The organism is Aerococcus loyolae (assembly GCF_002871915.2).
Classification (GTDB): Bacteria; Bacillota; Bacilli; order Lactobacillales; family Aerococcaceae; genus Aerococcus; species Aerococcus loyolae.
Map to the genome: position 1 here is coordinate 162,829 of NZ_CP126958.1, position 16,796 is coordinate 179,624.

The 16,796-nt window shown below is 45.6% G+C and carries 20 protein-coding genes; 7 read left to right on the plus strand and 13 right to left on the minus strand.

Features of this window, described 5'->3' with window-relative positions; translation table 11 throughout:
• The first annotated feature begins 96 nt into the window (after window positions 1–96).
• The 3 genes from CJ190_RS00700 to CJ190_RS00710 all read left to right on the plus strand — a co-directional run bounded on the left by CJ190_RS00700 (window position 97) and on the right by CJ190_RS00710 (window position 2,876).
• A complete protein-coding gene (locus tag CJ190_RS00700; RefSeq protein WP_064293341.1) occupies window positions 97–846 on the plus strand; it encodes a type II toxin-antitoxin system RelB/DinJ family antitoxin in 750 nt (249 codons plus the stop codon).
• Window positions 847–901: 55 nt separating this feature from the next.
• On the plus strand, window positions 902–2,266 hold the full coding sequence (locus tag CJ190_RS00705; RefSeq protein ID WP_070598114.1) for an ABC transporter permease: 1,365 nt from the start codon (window positions 902–904) through the stop codon (window positions 2,264–2,266).
• A gap of 187 nt (window positions 2,267–2,453) precedes the next feature.
• Window positions 2,454–2,876: a hypothetical protein gene (locus CJ190_RS00710; RefSeq protein ID WP_064293343.1), complete on the plus strand. Its 423-nt coding sequence runs from the start codon at window positions 2,454–2,456 to the stop codon at window positions 2,874–2,876.
• A 136-nt stretch (window positions 2,877–3,012) separates the two neighbouring features.
• On the opposite strand, the gene CJ190_RS00715 is transcribed toward CJ190_RS00710, so the two are convergent.
• From CJ190_RS00715 to CJ190_RS00730, 4 genes are all read right to left on the minus strand, one after another.
• The gene (locus tag CJ190_RS00715) at window positions 3,013–4,230 is read right to left on the minus strand and encodes a PAS domain-containing protein (RefSeq protein WP_064293344.1); all 1,218 of its coding nucleotides are present in this window, start codon (window positions 4,228–4,230) and stop codon (window positions 3,013–3,015) included.
• A gap of 22 nt (window positions 4,231–4,252) precedes the next feature.
• Window positions 4,253–4,969 carry an ABC transporter ATP-binding protein gene (locus tag CJ190_RS00720; RefSeq protein WP_168162782.1) on the minus strand — a complete coding sequence of 239 codons (717 nt, stop codon included), beginning with the start codon at window positions 4,967–4,969 and terminating at the stop codon, window positions 4,253–4,255.
• Between the two features lie 63 nt (window positions 4,970–5,032).
• Window positions 5,033–6,022: a FecCD family ABC transporter permease gene (locus tag CJ190_RS00725; RefSeq protein WP_082888703.1), complete on the minus strand. Its 990-nt coding sequence runs from the start codon at window positions 6,020–6,022 to the stop codon at window positions 5,033–5,035.
• A 1-nt stretch (window position 6,023) separates the two neighbouring features.
• Complete coding sequence (locus CJ190_RS00730) at window positions 6,024–7,058, minus strand: ABC transporter substrate-binding protein (RefSeq protein WP_064293346.1); 1,035 nt, start codon at window positions 7,056–7,058, stop codon at window positions 6,024–6,026.
• Between the two features lie 279 nt (window positions 7,059–7,337).
• Here CJ190_RS00730 and CJ190_RS00735 point away from each other — a divergent pair, with 279 nt between their 5' ends.
• Entirely contained in the window at window positions 7,338–7,610 is a 273-nt protein-coding gene (locus tag CJ190_RS00735) for a hypothetical protein (protein ID WP_180754101.1), read from the plus strand.
• A 41-nt stretch (window positions 7,611–7,651) separates the two neighbouring features.
• Here CJ190_RS00735 and CJ190_RS00740 read toward each other — a convergent pair whose 3' ends face one another.
• Together CJ190_RS00740 and CJ190_RS00745 are read right to left on the minus strand one after the other, a co-directional pair.
• Window positions 7,652–8,197 carry a DNA-3-methyladenine glycosylase I gene (locus CJ190_RS00740; RefSeq protein ID WP_064293347.1) on the minus strand — a complete coding sequence of 182 codons (546 nt, stop codon included), beginning with the start codon at window positions 8,195–8,197 and terminating at the stop codon, window positions 7,652–7,654.
• The gene (locus CJ190_RS00745) at window positions 8,197–8,733 is read right to left on the minus strand and encodes a methylated-DNA--[protein]-cysteine S-methyltransferase (RefSeq protein ID WP_064293348.1); all 537 of its coding nucleotides are present in this window, start codon (window positions 8,731–8,733) and stop codon (window positions 8,197–8,199) included. Before CJ190_RS00745 ends, CJ190_RS00740 begins: the two co-directional genes overlap by 1 nt.
• A gap of 198 nt (window positions 8,734–8,931) precedes the next feature.
• Here CJ190_RS00745 and CJ190_RS00750 point away from each other — a divergent pair, with 198 nt between their 5' ends.
• Both CJ190_RS00750 and CJ190_RS00755 read left to right on the plus strand, forming a co-directional pair.
• Window positions 8,932–9,222, plus strand: a complete 291-nt coding sequence (locus CJ190_RS00750; RefSeq protein WP_064293349.1) for a hypothetical protein — start codon at window positions 8,932–8,934, stop codon at window positions 9,220–9,222.
• Between the two features lie 192 nt (window positions 9,223–9,414).
• Window positions 9,415–10,152, plus strand: a complete 738-nt coding sequence (locus tag CJ190_RS00755) for a serine aminopeptidase domain-containing protein (protein ID WP_064293350.1) — start codon at window positions 9,415–9,417, stop codon at window positions 10,150–10,152.
• 69 nt (window positions 10,153–10,221) lie between these two features.
• Here the strand turns inward: CJ190_RS00755 and CJ190_RS00760 are convergent, their stop codons facing one another.
• Together CJ190_RS00760 and CJ190_RS00765 are read right to left on the minus strand one after the other, a co-directional pair.
• Complete coding sequence (locus CJ190_RS00760) at window positions 10,222–10,416, minus strand: PTS ascorbate transporter subunit IIC (protein WP_060777595.1); 195 nt, start codon at window positions 10,414–10,416, stop codon at window positions 10,222–10,224.
• Complete coding sequence (locus CJ190_RS00765) at window positions 10,416–11,414, minus strand: SPFH domain-containing protein (protein ID WP_197482635.1); 999 nt, start codon at window positions 11,412–11,414, stop codon at window positions 10,416–10,418. Before CJ190_RS00765 ends, CJ190_RS00760 begins: the two co-directional genes overlap by 1 nt.
• A gap of 410 nt (window positions 11,415–11,824) precedes the next feature.
• Here CJ190_RS00765 and CJ190_RS00770 point away from each other — a divergent pair, with 410 nt between their 5' ends.
• On the plus strand, window positions 11,825–12,055 hold the full coding sequence (locus CJ190_RS00770; RefSeq protein WP_064293352.1) for a hypothetical protein: 231 nt from the start codon (window positions 11,825–11,827) through the stop codon (window positions 12,053–12,055).
• Between the two features lie 76 nt (window positions 12,056–12,131).
• On the opposite strand, the gene trpA is transcribed toward CJ190_RS00770, so the two are convergent.
• Genes trpA through trpD form a run of 5 tightly spaced genes read right to left on the minus strand, consistent with a single transcriptional unit; the run spans window position 12,132 to window position 16,482 of the window.
• Window positions 12,132–12,905 carry a tryptophan synthase subunit alpha gene (trpA, locus tag CJ190_RS00775; RefSeq protein WP_070598113.1) on the minus strand — a complete coding sequence of 258 codons (774 nt, stop codon included), beginning with the start codon at window positions 12,903–12,905 and terminating at the stop codon, window positions 12,132–12,134.
• Window positions 12,898–14,082 (minus strand): tryptophan synthase subunit beta, encoded by a 1,185-nt coding sequence (trpB, locus tag CJ190_RS00780; protein ID WP_064293354.1) that lies wholly within the window; start codon window positions 14,080–14,082, stop codon window positions 12,898–12,900. Before trpB ends, trpA begins: the two co-directional genes overlap by 8 nt.
• Entirely contained in the window at window positions 14,075–14,680 is a 606-nt protein-coding gene (locus CJ190_RS00785) for a phosphoribosylanthranilate isomerase (protein WP_064293355.1), read from the minus strand. The genes trpB and CJ190_RS00785 overlap by 8 nt, the downstream gene beginning before the upstream one ends.
• Window positions 14,667–15,467 (minus strand): indole-3-glycerol phosphate synthase TrpC, encoded by an 801-nt coding sequence (gene trpC / locus CJ190_RS00790; protein ID WP_064293356.1) that lies wholly within the window; start codon window positions 15,465–15,467, stop codon window positions 14,667–14,669. The genes CJ190_RS00785 and trpC overlap by 14 nt, the downstream gene beginning before the upstream one ends.
• Complete coding sequence (trpD, locus tag CJ190_RS00795) at window positions 15,439–16,482, minus strand: anthranilate phosphoribosyltransferase (RefSeq protein ID WP_180754100.1); 1,044 nt, start codon at window positions 16,480–16,482, stop codon at window positions 15,439–15,441. Before trpD ends, trpC begins: the two co-directional genes overlap by 29 nt.
• Between the last annotated feature and the right edge of the window lie 314 nt (window positions 16,483–16,796).

The following is a 16,796-nucleotide window of genomic DNA, read 5'->3' on the forward strand; positions in this document are numbered from 1 at the left end:
CAGTAAATCTTTATAAGCAGAAAACACTTGATTATGTTATTAATATGCATTATCATTATATATATAATGATAATGCATATTAAGGCGGGTGATTATATGAAAAATATCCAAGTAAGAGTGAATTCGCATATAAAAGATAAATCTGATGAAATTTTTGAGGCGTTAGGAACGACTACAAACGAAGCAATAAAAATATTTTTGAGCGCAGCTATTAATGAAAAAGGTTTTCCGTTTAAAGTTAAGCTACCAAAAAATAATACTTTGGAGGAATATGTTAACGATCACATGCTTCCTTTAAGTGATAAAGAAATCGATGAGGGTTATTTCTTGGTTGAGGGTTCTTTTAGCAAATCAACAGAGTTTTCACAAGGAGTTTATCTCGAAAATGTTAAAATAAAAGGTTTTCTATTTGAAGAACAAGAGGATAGTATTACAGTAGCAGAAGCTAAAATTATGACAATCAATGGTAGTCGGGAACATATAGCTGAGGTGGCTGACGCGTTTTCGGGTGATACAGAGCTTGTTGGTAGCACAATGATGTACGATAGTAAAATTGTAGAAGGGTACAGTAAAATAGCTATTCTGGATGAATTCTTTGTTTTTTCACAATATGCTACAGCTAAAACAAGAGTGAAATTGTTTGCGGAATATGTACTCCCTTATTTAGCGGATCGCGATATTGAATATGTAGGATTTATGAACGCTGGGTTATGGAGAACTGAGAGTGCTGAAGAGAGAAGGGCACAGACCAAAGCTTTGAAAGAATTAGATATAGTAACAGAAAAATTCAGCTCAGAGAACTGGGCAGAAAGCGTGAATATTATAGAGATTGTTGAGAATTTGTAGAATTTTATAAGAGTAAGCTCCTGAAAGGGGGCTTTTTTATTATGGAGAAAAATAGTTGGAACTAGTGGTGGTCCTAGTCGCGGTCATCTATCCGGCGCGCAAGATCGCGAAGATCGATATTATTGAAGGACTCAAGGGGAATTTTAGCCTGTCTAAGAAGAAGGGCAAGAAGCGAAGTCCCAAATTCTGGAAAGAACTTCGGCTGAACAATATGGCCAGTATCAAGTCCCAGCGCTATATCTCAGCTATTGGCATTCTGATTGTGGCCATCTTCTGTATCGTCTATGCCATTGCCGACTACAACCGGGACTTCTATGCCTTTGATGATGGCTACGATCTTACGGTCCACTACTACAATGACACCGGTGAACTGCCCCCTATCCTGCCAGAAATTCTTGCTGACTATGAGGGGGAGGGCTATATTTCTAAGGAAAAGAACCTAGCCATTGAACCTAACTTAGAGCTATCCCAAACCGCCCAATCACTGGGCCTGGATGAGCAATTGGAGCAAATGATGGCTGACACCAAGCCCCAATACATCAGGGGAATTCTGGTCGCCCTCGAAAATGACGGCCTCCAAAAACTGGGCGGCAGGTCAGGGGAATTTACCCTCTACAACCAGGTCCAAGCAGATCCCAACGAGCCCCTTGCTCAAGCTGAAAAAGTGCCGTATTTTGATCATCCTGATCAATTAGAGGTTAGTATTAATGAGAAGCAGCGCAGCCTTCCTATTGCGCATAGCATTGATGATCTTGGCCCCTACCAGACCCGGGTCCTGCCCTTTAATGTTATGGTCTATACGGATTTTGAGACTTATCAAGAGCTGATGGAAGAGGTTCAAGACGATAAAAATTATAATTATCCCTTCGAATTGAAGTTGAAACTGCCCAAAGGACAAGCTAGCCGGGCCAAGGAGGAAATCACCAGCCGCATCGAAAATACCATAACTTATAATGAAAGCTTCAAGGTTTTCACAGATGAGGAGATCCAGGCCGAACAATTTACAGATATTCAAAGCTTCAAGCTGATCATCTATGGGATTGCGGCCATCATCTTCCTGATGAATATCACCAACGGCTATTCCTCCATCAACCTCAGCCTGATGAACCGGCGCAAAGAAATCGGGACCCTCTATTCGATTGGGATGGATATCCAAGCCTTGAGAAATCATTTCAGTCGCGAATTCCTCTTCGAACAAGGGAAGTCCTTCCTCTTGTCTGTCTTGATTACCTTAGGGATTATGTTAGGGATAGCTGGTCTATTCAAGAGTGTTGATATGAAGGCCTTAATCTTATACTTCCCTTATCTGGTCTTCCTAGGATTTGCGGTTCTAGTCTATGGCTTGAACTTGCTCATTTACTGGACAGGTCTCAGTGCTATTCTAAACCATGAACCGATTGATTTGATCCGGGGAATATAATAAAGATTGATTAAAAAGTAACCGACTTTTTGAGACTGTTTTTAGGACGAGAAAAGTTGGTTTTTTTATTGAGGAGAAAGTCGCATTGAGGGGCATGATACTTTTCTGGTTTATTTTCTCATGGTAAGCTAAAAGCGTAAATTGTAGCTCGTGGGAAACCCACTATTCCGTTAAGGAGGTTACTGACATGAAATCATTGAAAGAATTAGAAGAAGCTCAACAGGCCGCCCAGGAAGTGTTGATTCATTTAGATAAGGGGATTGAATTGCTCCAATCGGCTTCCAAATGGGGGATGTGGGATTTACTGGGTGGTGACTTTCTGCCTAGTTTGATCAAGCGGCGAAAAATTCAGGCGGCAAACCAAGAAATAGAGGCTCTTGCCCAATCCTTAAGATTTTTAAACCAAGAGTTAGCGGATGTCAGCATGGCCTTGCCCCAAGGAATAGCTGATGGTTTAAAAGATAACTTCTTTGATACCTGGTTTGACAATGTCTTTACCGATGCTAAGGTTCAATCAGATATCAAAGACCAGCTCCAGGCTCTGCAAAGGATGCGACGGTCGATCAATCAATTAAAGGCAAAATTGGACCAGCAGATCAAGGCCTATTAATAAGAAGTAAGCGAGAAAAAATCTTTTAATCAAGTTACCGGCTACTTACTTAGTTTAAGCAATGTGCCCATAAAAAAAGACGAACTGCCTGTTCATTGTGAGCAGGGGTTCGTCTTTTTTATTGTTTACAGTGGACTTATGCTTGGTACTGCCCTCTCGCTTTCGGCCAGACTGCTTCTTGACCGGGCTTGTCCACCAATTTCTTACCCCAAGTCTCCAGGACTTGGTTGACGTAGGGGAGGATATTATGACAGTATTCCACACAACCAAGGTAGTGGCCGTCAGCGTCATAGATCCCCTTAAAGGTACAGACGATCCATTCGCCTGGAGAAGTAGAAGAAATAAAGAATTTTTCACTAGTCTTCTCTTTAGATTTAAGTGCAGCTAGGATATCTTTGACCTTTTGATGTTCTTCTTCGGGGTAATTAGAGTTAATGTCGAGTCCGACTGAGCTGACAGTCTTAGGGTTCAACATTTCATCGACATCGTTCTTATAATTGAAATAAAGTAGGCGGTCGTCTTGGTCATAGTAGGCCACTTCTACAGGGATCTGTTTTAGGAAATGGTTCAGGTGAGAAACCGTAAGAATGCCGCGATCTAAGCAGACATAGTCTTGACCACTGGCGGGGTCCTTGGCCTCGATTGCTTGGTCGAGCCAGTGGTTGTCAGGATAGACTTGACTTTCCAATCGGTGGGGGGCTTGGGCTCCCTGGGTCCAGTCGTCATACTTCTTATCGACAAAGCGGGATGAGCGACTGTCTAAGATTACCTGAGGCTTCGACTTGGGATCGGCCGCTTGGTCGTCGACCATTTCTTGGCCGGTCATCTGGCAGTAATACTTCAAAATCGGCAGGTTATCCTGTACCCATTCCATGGTGCCTTCATAGCTCCCATCAGGATTATAGAAGGCCCGGTGGTTATGGGTGACGAAACGCTCGGTCTCGCTCCAATTCGACCGCAAAACCACCCGGGGGACTTGGTGGGTGCGCATTTCATAGATGAGTTTAGCAACACTCTCAGCCACTCGTTCGGGGTGGATATTGAAGAGGGCCTCACCTACCGCTTCGGGATTGCGTTTGGCGACCATGTCTTCTTTGGGCTTGTGACGGTTGTAGAAGAGGTATTGGTTATTGGCGTCGCAAGTGGTTACCTCATGGTCAATATTGGCTAAGAGCTGGTTAATTTGGTCAACGCTTAATACTCCGCAATCGAGCTTGACTGCATCACTAGCACGGGCTGCCTGGGTTTTCTCGGCGGCCACTTCTACCCAGTTGTCTAGGGAACGGTCGATGTCAGTGATGGGGCTTTCCACTGGGTGTTCTACTTTCAGATCTTCAATTTCTGTATATTTCAATGCTTGGCCTTCCTTTCATGGCTTAATAAAAGTCTAAAACAAAGTGACCATTGGGATGATAGAGACGGTCGGACTGGACTTGGTAGGTCGCTTCAATAGTGTCTTGGCTGAGAACATCAGCGGGCTTTCCGCCGACGACTAATTGGCCTTCCGAGAGCAGATAGGCATAATCGCAGTAGCGGAGAACCTGGTTGAGGTCGTGGAGGATCATGACCACTGTGAGACCTTCTTCCTTATTGAGCTGACTAATCAGGTTCAGGAAGTGAATTTGATTACGGATGTCCAGGTAGGTCGTCGGTTCATCGAGAAAGAGGAGGTCAGGCTCTTGGGCCAGGGCGAGGGCCAGCCAGACTAACTGCCGCTGACCGCCCGAGAGTTCCTGGAGCTGTTTATCGCGATAATCACTTAAACCGACCAGGTCAAGCACGCGGTCGACAATATCTTGGTCGGCCTTTGAGGATGAGGTCAACCAAGACTGGTAGGGGCTCCTTCCCAGGCTAACAATATCCCTAACCGAAAGCAAGAGCTGGTTGCGGTGGCTTTGTTGGACTACGGCAATCTTTTTGGCCCGTTCTTTTAAGGGGATATCTTGCAAGTCTTCCCCTTCAAAAATAACCTGGCCGCTTGCTAGAGTCTTGCGCCCATTTAAGCAGTCAAAGAGGGTGGTCTTGCCTGACCCGTTAGGACCGATTAATCCGGTAACACTTCCCGCTTCAACAGTCAGTGAAATATGACTCAAGTGAAAGTCCGACTGTCTTCCATAAGAAAAACTGATATCTTGGGCTGTTAATAAGATGGTCGATCACCTCCGAGTCGATTGGCGGTAAAGCAGGTAGAGGAAGAAAGGTCCTCCAATTAAGGACATGGTGGTCCCAATAGGAATTTCCAAAGGAGCGATGATCGTCCGCGATAGCGTATCGGCCAGAATAAGTAAAATTGCTCCCAGAATTCCGGTAAAGGGGATCAAGCGACTATGCTTGCCACCAACCAGTAAACGGGCCACATGGGGGATAATTAATCCCACAAAGCCGATCATCCCCACAAAGGAAACCGTAATGGCAGCCAGATAAACGCCCACCAGCGCCACCATTAAGGCAATGACCTTGGGCGGATAGCCTAAGGAATGAATCAGTCCATCTTCTAATTGAAGTAAGTCCATCTTGGGGTGGATAAAGAAAAGACAGAGATAAGCCGGTAGGGCATAGAGGAAGAGTAGGAGAATATCCTGCCAACTATGACCACTGAGATTACCGTTTAACCAGAGGATGGCTCCATGGAGGCGGTCACTATTCATGGTAACGATAACGCTTTGTAAACCGCCCAAAACTGAGCGGATGGCTAGACCCGTCAGGACAATCCGTATCGAAGAATAGGATGACTGAAAGGCCAAGAGGCCGACCAAAAGGAAGGCCCCCACCCCGCCGACAAAGGCGAAAAGGGGAACCATGGCGGTCTGCTCTGGGAACAGGATCAAAATCACCACTGCTAGTAAGCTAGCTCCCGCGTTAATCCCTAGGATATTGCTATCGGTGATCGGGTTTTTGAGCACGCTTTGGATCAGTAGTCCGGAAAGTCCCAGGTTGAGACCTGCTAGGAGGGTAATGGCGATCCGGGGATAGCGAATACTCCAGAGGATTTGTCCCCGCTTAGTGGCTTGGCCGGTGAAAGAGGATAAGATGTCTTCCAGATTGACGGGGATACTCCCTAACCGCATGCCGATCAGGGCAAAGATAGCTAGCACCACCAATAAAAACAGAAAGAGCAGCCAGCGACTTCTGTTTCGCTTAATCACCCTAATCTTCTCCTAAGAGGGCTTTCTTAACGGTTGCGAGGTCATCAGCTAATCCTAAGCCCCCATTGATACTAATGTCATTAGAGGTTAGGGAAATAATGTGGTTGTTTTTACCTGCCTTGGTTTCTTGCCAGATAGGTTTTTGCAACTCTGCTTCAATTTGTTCTTGGGAAGTGTTTTCGTCAGCGGTACCCTTATTCTTTAAGTTAAAGACATTGGAGAGGGAATAGCTAATAATGTAGTCAGGGTCGGCATCGATGATGGCTTCAGAAGAGAAGTTTACTAAACTACCATCGGTGATCACGTCACTTCCGGCTTCTAGGGATTCGTCAGCAATATTTTTGAGACCGAATTTTTCTAAAATAGAAGCTAGATAGCTGTCATCAGAGGCTACGGAACTGCCTTCTTCGGAGTTAAAGATAATGACGAAGGTCTTTCCGTTCAAGTCTTCGGTGCCTTTTAAGACTTCTTCTTCTTTGGCATTGATGTCATTAACAATGCTTTGGGCCTTGTCTTGGCGGCCAGCTAATTTACCAATGTCTAAGAGGGTTTGTTTGACATCATCATAGCGGGTATAGTCAAAGTAAACCGGTTCAACCCCAGTCCCTTCCACTTGTTGGCGGGTCATGCCTTCCAGTTTCTTGTTATTCAAGTAGTAGTCCGCCTCGGTTGCTGCCAAGGTTTCTAAGTCAATTTTAGGACCGCTACCGACTTTAGGGAGGTCACGATAGGCTTCAGGCAATTGTTCGGGGGCGTGGGAGGTGACCCCAACCAGGGGAATATCTAAGGCATCGGTCATTTCCGCTAAGGAGAGGGTCCCAGCCACTAGGGCAGGTTGTTCTTCGCTCCAGTCAGCTTTTTCGGCTGACTCTTCATTTTCTTTAGGGGCCTCTGCTTGTGACTCTTGGTTAGCCACTTCTTCACTCTGGTCAGAGGAAGCGGCTTGGTCATCCTTATTATTGCCACCGTTTGAACAAGCGGCCAAAAGTGCCAAGGAAGTGAGGGCAGTCAAGGTAATTTGTAATTTCTTTTTCATTTGACAATCTCCTATCTCAAATATTTATTATTTATATATTATTTTATCATGAAGTATACATACAATGTAAGCCTTATCAAAAGTCGAGCGATATAAAAGCCCTATATTGTTCGCTGTTTAACAAACTTGCTTGCTTTTAGTTGGCTACTATGATTCTTTTTGAAAAAAGAGGATCGAATGGTGAAAAACCTGTCGCTTATATTTGACGTGTCAATTATTTATGACTATACTGGTAGTGAAAGATGAAATATGAATGATTGAATAGGGAGATGATCAAAAATGGAAATTACCACTATGAAACTGATTGCAATTATTGTCATCCTAGTATTGCTCGCTGGACTCGCGATTTATGGGATTCGTAAAGCTAAAAAGACTACTTCATCTCATGACCATAAGGCTAACCGCAAAGAAAAAGAAGCCGATGACCATATTGGTGTGGGAATCGCTCTTGGTTTAGGCGTAGGGGCTTGCTTCGGGGCACTTTTAGATAATATGCCCCTGGGGATTGGCATTGGCTTATGTATTGGTACCGCTATTGGAGTGAATTATTAAGCTTTCAGTTTTTAGGGTGGTATGATCTCATGCCCCTCTACTTAGATTTCAGCTCGATAGAGGAAGCAATCCTTCTCGTGGGAATAAATGATTCCGCAGGCTTGGAGATAGGAGTAGATAATGGTGGGACCGACAAAGGCCATCCCTCTCTTTTTGAGGTCTTTAGCAATAGCATCTGATAAAGGAATGGTAGTTCTTCCTAACTCCACGCGTCGCTGACCTCGGGTAAAACGGCATAAATAAGCATAAAAGGAGTCGTATTCCTCCTGAATCCTTCGAAAGACTCGGGCATTTTGAATGCTGGCTCTAATTTTGGCTTGGTGGCGGATGATTTTCTCGTTAGCTAGTAATTCTTGCACTTTATCCTCACCATATTGGGCCACCTTATTGACATCGAAATGGTCATAGGCCTGGCGGAAGGCTGATCTTTTGTTTAAAACGGTCTCCCAGGAAAGCCCGGCTTGAAAGGATTCTAAAATTAACATTTCAAAAAGATAATCATCCTGGAAGTTAGCCAGCCCCCATTCCTGGTCATGGTAGTTGATGTATAAGGGATTAGCTAAATTGCACCAGTGGCAGCGTTGCATCACTTATGACCTCCTTTGGGCCAGGTAAATTGACGCATGTCCTGACCTTCTAACTTGAGCAGTTGGTATTTATTCTCTAAGCCACCAGCATAGCCGGTAAGTTTCCTATCCTTGCCCACTACCCGGTGGCAGGGGATGATGAGGCAAATCGGGTTCCAACCGACCGCCCCACCCACCGCTTGGGCTGACATACTAGTGATATGGCGTTTTCTAGCAATCCTATCAGCAATGTCCTGGTAGGTCATGACTCGGCCGTAGGGGATCCTTAACATGATCTCCGCTACCTCTTGGCGGAAGGGGGTAGGGTCTTGAAGCCGGAATTTAGGAATAAATTGAGGATTTTCTCCAGCAAAATAAGCATCTAACCAGACGATACTTTCTTGGAAAGGTCGGCTGGTTTTTTCAGCGTGGCTAAGATCGTGTGACTTGGCATCCTTTGATCCCGCAAAATAAAGCCCCGTCAAGGCTTGACCATCACTAGTTAGGATAATATCATCGAAGGCTTCGGGGGAGGAATAGGTCCAGGTAAAAAGCAAAGTGTGCCCCTCCTTTTTGTGGAAAAACGGTTTATCAAGCGATCAATCTTATTGTAACATGTCATTTTTGGCGAACCCTGGTCTGCCAGATAATGATTGCTCTTTTATCCTTGACAAGATCTATTTATATTCGTTTTTTGTTATAATAGAAGTAGAAAGATAAGTAAAGCTTAACTAGAAAAAGCAGGAGTGAGTCTTATGAAAAATGGTTTATTTATTCGCTTAGTCGCTTATTTTATTAGTAGCTTTTTTACCTTTGTTGTCTACTTCTTATTGACGGATTATTTTGGGATTGAACTCACTCAATTTCCCGGCGTTCTACTAGGGATCTATTTAGCGCTGGCTTGGTTCCTCTTTCCGAAAGTCGTTTTAACCCTCCCATATGATTCTGAGGCGGGTTATATGGTTACCAGTAAGATTCTCTATCCAATATATTTCTTAATTAGTCCAATCTTATTCTTATATTGGCACTTTAAACGAGTGCTTTAGAATTGTTGGAAAAAGGCGTGCTTAATTAACTAGTAAAAACAAAAATCCGCCGAGAAAGTTAGGGCGGATTTTTTCAAATTCACTTCAAGAATCAAACGGGGCTGAGCCGGGAAGACTACTTTGGCTTTCAGACATGGTAAAATATTTTGGAGAGAGAGTCGTTCAGAGAAAAATAGAAAGGGATGGGAGTACATGGAAGGTGCCTTTACTGTGAATTTTACCCAGATTGAGGGGATACCTGTGGTGGAGATCTATTCACAAGACCATGAATCTAAAGCTATCGTGATTGGCTACCATGGTTATAAATTGAATAAGGAAGCTTTGATTAAACAAGGGCTGATCTACGCTGCCAGCGGTTTCCATGTCTTCCTGCCCGATGCACCCCTCCATGGTGACCGCCAAGTCGATCCCTTCCCCGAAACTTCCATTAAGATTATGCCTGGAATTATTGTGCAAAGTTTTACCGAGTTTCCCCTCCTACTGGCTGCGATTCAAGAACGCCAGACCGTTGACCGGGTCTTTGTCTATGGGGCCTCTATGGGTGGCATTATGGCTGCTATGATTGGGACGGCTTATGCGGAAACATTAAGCGGGTTAGCCATTCACATTGCTGGAATTAATTTAGAGGACCAGCTACAAAGAATTTATGAGGACCGCTATCCCGAGAACTTGGATTCAGAGGCTTTGGGGATTATCTTAAAGAACAGTCCAACCACTCATCCGGATAAATTCTTAAGCCAACCGGTTTATGTCTTTAATGGCGGCTCTGATGACGCCAAAATCTTGAAGCTGAACCAACGCGATATTCAACAGTTAAGGGCTGACTTTCCCAAAGCCCGCTTGGAATGGACGATATTAGATGAAGTCGGCCACCGGGTCCCGAGTCAAATTAGCCGACAAACAGCAGCATTCTTTAAGTCTAGCTTCTAAACTTACTAGCCGAAAATCAAAAAAGAAGCACAGTTCCTTGATTAAAGGAGAGCTGTGCTTCTTTTACTTTTATTCAATATCCAAATCGATGCGGTCGTTCATGGTTTCGCTAACATATTTGCCGTCTTTCTTACGCTGCTTGACACATTCGGTAAGCAGGTATTCGATTTGCCCGTTAAGGGAGCGGAAGTCATCCTCGGCCCAGGCAGCTAATTGCTCATAGAGCTTTTGCGAGATGCGGAGCGGGACTTGTTTCTTAGCCATTAGTAAAGACTTCCCGAGTTCACGATGGGGGAGACTTCGCTATTGCCACAGAGCACGACTAAGAGGTTGGAAACCATGGCTGCCTTGCGTTCCTCATCTAAGTCGACGACTTGCTTGTCTTCAAGCTTGTCCAGAGCCATCTCTACCATGCCAACCGCGCCATCAACGATCATAGCCCGGGCGTCAATGAGGGCAGAAGCTTGTTGGCGTTGTAGCATGGCTGCGGCGATTTCAGGCGCATAGGAGAGATGGGTGATGCGGGCTTCGACAATTTCCAACCCGGCAAAGTCCACCCGATTTTGGATTTCTTCCTTAATTCTAAGGGCAACAATTTCACTCGACCCACGCAGGGACCCGTCATCGGGTTCACCATCTCCGGTGGTATCAATTTCGAATTGCGGATTCACATCATATGGATATTGGCGAATAATGTTACGGAGGGCAGAATCGGTTTGTAAGGACAGGTATTCTTTATAATTGTCAACATTGAAAACGGCCTTTGCGGTGTCGCTTACCCGCCAAATGACTGCAATGCCAATTTCAACCGGGTTCCCCAAGTAGTCATTGATTTTTTGCTTACTGTTGTTTAAGGTCATGGCCTTGAGCGAGATTTTCTTGCTAGGGCCAAGCGAAATTTCCATTCCATTTTGATCTTTGGTTGACTTCTTTTCGGCTTTTCGGACGTCTCCACTTTGACCGAGATAGGTGCCGGCCGCGGGATTGATGGCTTGGCAGAAGGGGTTAACAAAGTAAAAACCTTCGCCCTTAAGGGTACCGATATATCTACCAAAAAGGGTCAAAACTAATGATTCTTGTGGGCTTAACACTTTAAGTCCAAAGAGAATTAACCAGGCTAAGGCCAGGTAGGCGATCGCTAGTAGGTTAACTAGGGGGTGTACTTGGAGGATCAGGAGGATGGCAGCGAGGACAAGACCGATAATATAAGTGATCAGTACGGTCATCCCGTTTTTCTTACCTGTTAAAACAATTTCCGTAATTCCAGTGTCTAGTTTCTTATCTGTATTAGCCATGGGAGTCTTCCTTTCTAATAAGACCAGTGACGATTAGCCCCTGATAGGTAAATGACCAGGTTGACCGGCTGAGAATGAATGGCCATTGCTATCCTAGGGCTAAAAAGAACTTTTACCTTTGAACTCAGCTTTTAAGTGTCTATCTATTTGATATCTTTATGATATCACTTTGAAATGGAACAAGCAAGAAAAGAGCGATTAAATCCAAAAAATACCGTCAAAGAGCCTTTAAATTAATTTAAAAATTAATTTTGGGCTAGTTTTTGGAGATAAATTAGTATATGCGTATACAAATTTAGTTTTGTATAGAATTAAACATGAGCGTTATTTGAGCAAGGGCTAAGTAGTCGAGCGAGTGAATAGAGGAGGAAGAAGGCATGTTGGAACTGATCGGCGTAGGAATAGTGGTTTATTATCTGGTGGGCTGGAGAAATCAGAGAAGTCAAAGCGCTACTGATTCCAAGGATGACACCAAGCAGCCTTTTTTGAGTTCGCTTAGCTGGTCGCTCTGTTTACTGGCCTGCATGGGGATTATTTTCCATAAGTTGCCTCTCTACTTAGGTCTGGGTTTGCTTCTCCTAGTCATTGATTATTTTGATAGGGCTTAGACAGTGGGTTAAAGCACAAAGAGTAATAATAAGAAAACGGTATAGCTGGCTTTGATAGCTAGCTATACCGTTATTTTTATTTTATGGCTTGGACAATGGATCGAGTAAAGTCACGGATTGGTTGTTCGGCTTGGTCCTGGTGTTGGTCGATTAGTTTAATGATAGCAGACCCGATAATTACCCCATCAGAGAGGTCAGCCATTTTTTTAGCCTGGCTCGGATTTGACACCCCAAAACCGATGGCGGATGGAATATCAGGGTTGGCTTGGCGAATGGCTTGGACCATGGCGTCGAGGTCCGTTTGAATGTTTTGTCTAGTTCCGGTCACTCCCAGTGAAGATACCATATAAAGAAAGCCTTCTGCTTCTTTGGCAATTTTATGGATGCGGTCATGGGAGGTGGGGGCAACCAGAGAAATCAAGGCGACATCATATTTTTGACTGTAAGGGAGGAGTTCGCCTTTTTCTTCGTAAGGTACATCAGGCAGGATTAAGCCTTGGATGCCCACCTCTTGGCAGCGGCGCATAAATTTATCAGGGCCGTAACCAAAGACGATATTGGCGTAGGTCATAAAGACTAGGGGAATGTCGATTTTCTTTTGGAGGCGTTCAACCATAGCGAAGACGTCATCGGTACGCAGGCCAGCCTTTAAGGCGGTTTCGATAGCATGTTGGATGACTGGACCTTCCGCGGTAGGATCGGAGAAGGGAATGCCGATCTCAATTAAACTGGCACCTTCTTCAGCCATGGCTTGGATATACTTTTCCGTGCTAGCTAGGTCAGGGTAGCCGGCGGTAATGTAAGGGATAAAGGCTTTTTTATTTTGGAAAACGGATTGAATACTAGTCATAAATTTCTTCCCCCCGGTAACGTGCAATGGCGGCACAATCCTTATCACCACGACCAGACAAGGTAATACAGATAATCTGGTCGGGGCGCATGGTTTTAGCTAATTTGATGGCATAGGCAACGGCGTGAGCGGATTCGATGGCGGGAATAATCCCTTCTACCCGGCTAAGGTATTCAAAAGCTTGGACCGCTTCCTCATCCGTGATGGGCACGTATTGGGCCCGTTTTCTGGCAGCCAAATTGGCGTGTTCAGGGCCAATCCCTGGGTAGTCGAGACCCGCAGAGATGGAATAGACGGGATTGACCTGGCCATCCGCGTCTTGGGCGATAATGGTCTTCATGCCGTGGTAGACTCCTGGACGTCCTACTTGCATGGTGGCAGCGGTATCTGGACTATCGACCCCATGACCCGCGCCCTCGCAACCGAATAATTGTACTTCAGGGTCATCGATAAAGGCGGCAAAAGACCCAATCGCGTTGGACCCGCCTCCCACACAGGCTAGTACTGCATCCGGCAAGCGGCCTTCGCGTTGGAGAATTTCTTGACGCATTTCTCTTGAAATCACACTTTGGAAGTCACGTACCATGGTTGGAAAGGGGTGGGGGCCCATGGCCGAGCCGATGCAATAGTGGGTGTCTTCCATCCGTCGGCTCCACTCTTTCATGGTTTCATTGACGGCATCCTTTAAGGTCCCAGTCCCTGAATCAACGGCTACCACTTGGGCGCCGAGTAACTTCATTCGGTAAACATTTAAGGCCTGGCGTTCAGTATCGTGCTTACCCATGTAAACCACACAGTCGAGGTTTAACAAAGCACAGGCTGTAGCGGTAGCAACACCGTGTTGGCCAGCTCCGGTTTCAGCAATGATCCGGGTTTTACCCATTTTTTTAGCCAGGAGGACTTGGCCGAGGACGTTGTTTATCTTATGGGCCCCAGTATGGTTGAGATCTTCACGTTTGAGATAGATCTTTGGTCCCCCTAAGTCTTCCGTCATATTCTTGGCGTAATAGAGTAGGCTGGGGCGGCCAGCGTAATTGTTTAATAAATCGGTCAATTCGCTTTGAAATTCAGGATCATTCTTATATTTATTATAAGCAGCTTCTAATTCGATGACAGAAGGCATCAGCGTTTCTGCTACGAATTGTCCACCGTATTCTCCAAATCTTCCTTTAGACATTTTTTACCATCCTTACTATTTCTTTGATTTTATCTGGGTCTTTGTATCCTTGACTTTCTACCCCGGTCGAGAGGTCCAAGCCAGCGGGGTGGACTTGGTTCATAGCGGCTTGTATATTGGTGGCATTGAGGCCTCCGGCGAGGATAAAGGGGCGGTTGAAATCCTCTAAGAGCTTCCAGTTAAAGGACTTGCCGCTGCCGGCCTCCTTATAGTCGAGGAGAATCTGGTCAGCGGGACTGGCTTGAGCCCTTGCTAAGTCGCTAGCCTCACTAATAGCAAAGGCCTTCCAGATGGGTTTGTTAGTGAGATTTTGTAAATAGATAATGTCAGCTGGGCTTTCTTGGCCGTGCAGTTGGGCAATGTCGATAACGCCTTCATTTAATAAGTCAGCAATAACTTCTAATGGGTAGTTGACGAAGACGCCCACTTTTTGAATCTTGGGGTCGACGGATTGACTCAAGTCTTTGAGGGTGGAGAGGCTAAGAGAGCGCTGACTTTTGGGATAGTCGACAATGAAACCGACATAGTCAATGGGTAGGGGGTTACAGTAGCTGATATCGACTAGCCGCTTGAGGCCGCATATTTTAAGCTTGGGCATGGTGGCTGACCTTTCGAAAGGCTTGGATAAGGGCGCTGGGGTCAGCTTGACGCATCAAGGCTTCGCCCACCAAGACGGCATCGGCACCAATTTCAGTCAGGGACTGAATATCTTCTGGACCTTGTACCCCGCTTTCTGCGACAAAGAGGACCGAATCTGGAATCCGACTCCTTAGCTCGGCCGCATGGTTGAAGTCGACAGAGAAGTCCTTCAAGTTGCGATTATTAACTCCGATAATCTTAGCGCCACAGGCTAGGGCTAGGTCGATTTCTTCCGTGTTATGGGTTTCTACTAGGGCACTGAGGCCCAGGTCATGGCAGATGCTAAGATAGTTTGATAACTTCTTGGAGTCTTGGTCTAAAAGGGAGCAGATAATCAAGACCGCATTGGCGCCCATGATTTTAGCTTCATAGATCTGATAGGGGTCGACGGTAAAGTCTTTTCTAAGCATGGGCAGGTTAACGGATTGGCGAATTTCTTCAAAGATTTCCTTAGACCCCATAAACCATTTGGGTTCAGTCAATACCGAGATGGCATCCACCTGATTGTCTTGGTAGTGCTTGGCAATGTCTAAGTAGGGAAAGTCTGGAGAAATTACTCCTTTAGAGGGGGAAGCTTTCTTGATTTCAGCAATCAGGCTCAGTCCGTCCTTAGCCAAGGCCTGTTCAAAGATAGGCTCTCCCTTAGCTAGGCCGATAGCGCGTTCTTTAAGGGCTTCCAGGGGGAACTTGGACTGACTGGCTTGGACCCGTTCCTTACTATGTAAGGCTAACTGCTTCAAGATCATGGGTGACTCCTTCCTGACTAGCGGAAATATAGTCCTGTAAAAGTTGGTAGGCAGCGCCAGAATCAATGATTTGACGGGCCAGTTCAATTCCTGCGTCTAGGCTATCGACTTTTCTAGCAGCGTAGAGACCAGCTGCGGCATTGAGGAGGGTGATGTCCCGTTTGGCGCCGTGTTCTTGGCCGGTTAGGATGTCGATAGTGATTTGGGCGTTGTCTGCTGGCGTTCCGCCGACAATGTCAGCTTTTTGGTAGTTAGGGAAACCGTAGTCTTCCGGTTTGATGGTGAAGCTTTCTTCATAGTCACAGTCGAAGAAGAGGGCGGAAGTCGGTGCGGAGATAGAGATTTCATCCATCCCGTCTTGGCCGTAAATTACTAGTCCGCGTTCAACCCCTAAGTTCTTAATGACCTTGGCCATGGGGTGGATCAGGTCTTCTTGGTAGACCCCCAGTACTTGGTATTTGGGTTTGGCCGGATTAGTGATGGGACCTAGGATATTGAAAATCGTTTTAATCCCCAAGTCTTGCCGGACCCCGCTAACATTTTTCATAGAGAGGTGGTAGTTTTGGGCAAAGAGGAAGCAGATACCGACTTGGTCAAGTAATTGATTGGCTAGGTCAGGATCCTGGTAGAGGTTGATGCCTAGCGCTTCAATACAGTCCGCCGCACCGGATTTAGAAGAGGCTGACCGGTTACCGTGTTTGGTAACGGGGACGCCAGCTGCGGCAATAATTAGGGAAGCGGTCGTTGAAATATTGAAGGAATAGGATTGGTCGCCACCGGTTCCGACAATTTCTAAGGTATCCCGTTGCGTATCGATACTTTTGGCTTGGTCACGCATGGCCGCTGCAGATCCTGCGATTTCTTGGTCACTGGCGCCTTTGATGGCTAGGGCGGTCAGGTAGGCAGCCATTTGCGCTTGGCTGACTTGGCCAGACATCATGGCCTTAACCGCTTGGTAGGATTCTTGGTAAGATAAGTCTTGATGATTAATTAATTGTTCGATTGCTGCTTTCATAATGTTCTCTCCTTTTTAGCTCTTGATAGACAAAAAACTTGCCCTTATAACTAACTTCATTGCTGATTAGTTATAAGGACAAGTTGTTTAACCTGCGGTACCACCTTGATTGGCATCCCTTGATGCCCACTTAGGAGCGGTCACTCTGATGACCACCCGGCTGCTGATAACGCCAGCCTTGCGTCTTGCTTCTCGCTTTAGTTAAAGCCCTTGACAAGCCTTCCAAAGGTCCATCGCTAAGGCCAACTAAACGTCTCCCATCAACACGTTCTTGCTTTAAGTTAGCTACTTAGCTATTCCTTCGTCATAAGTTT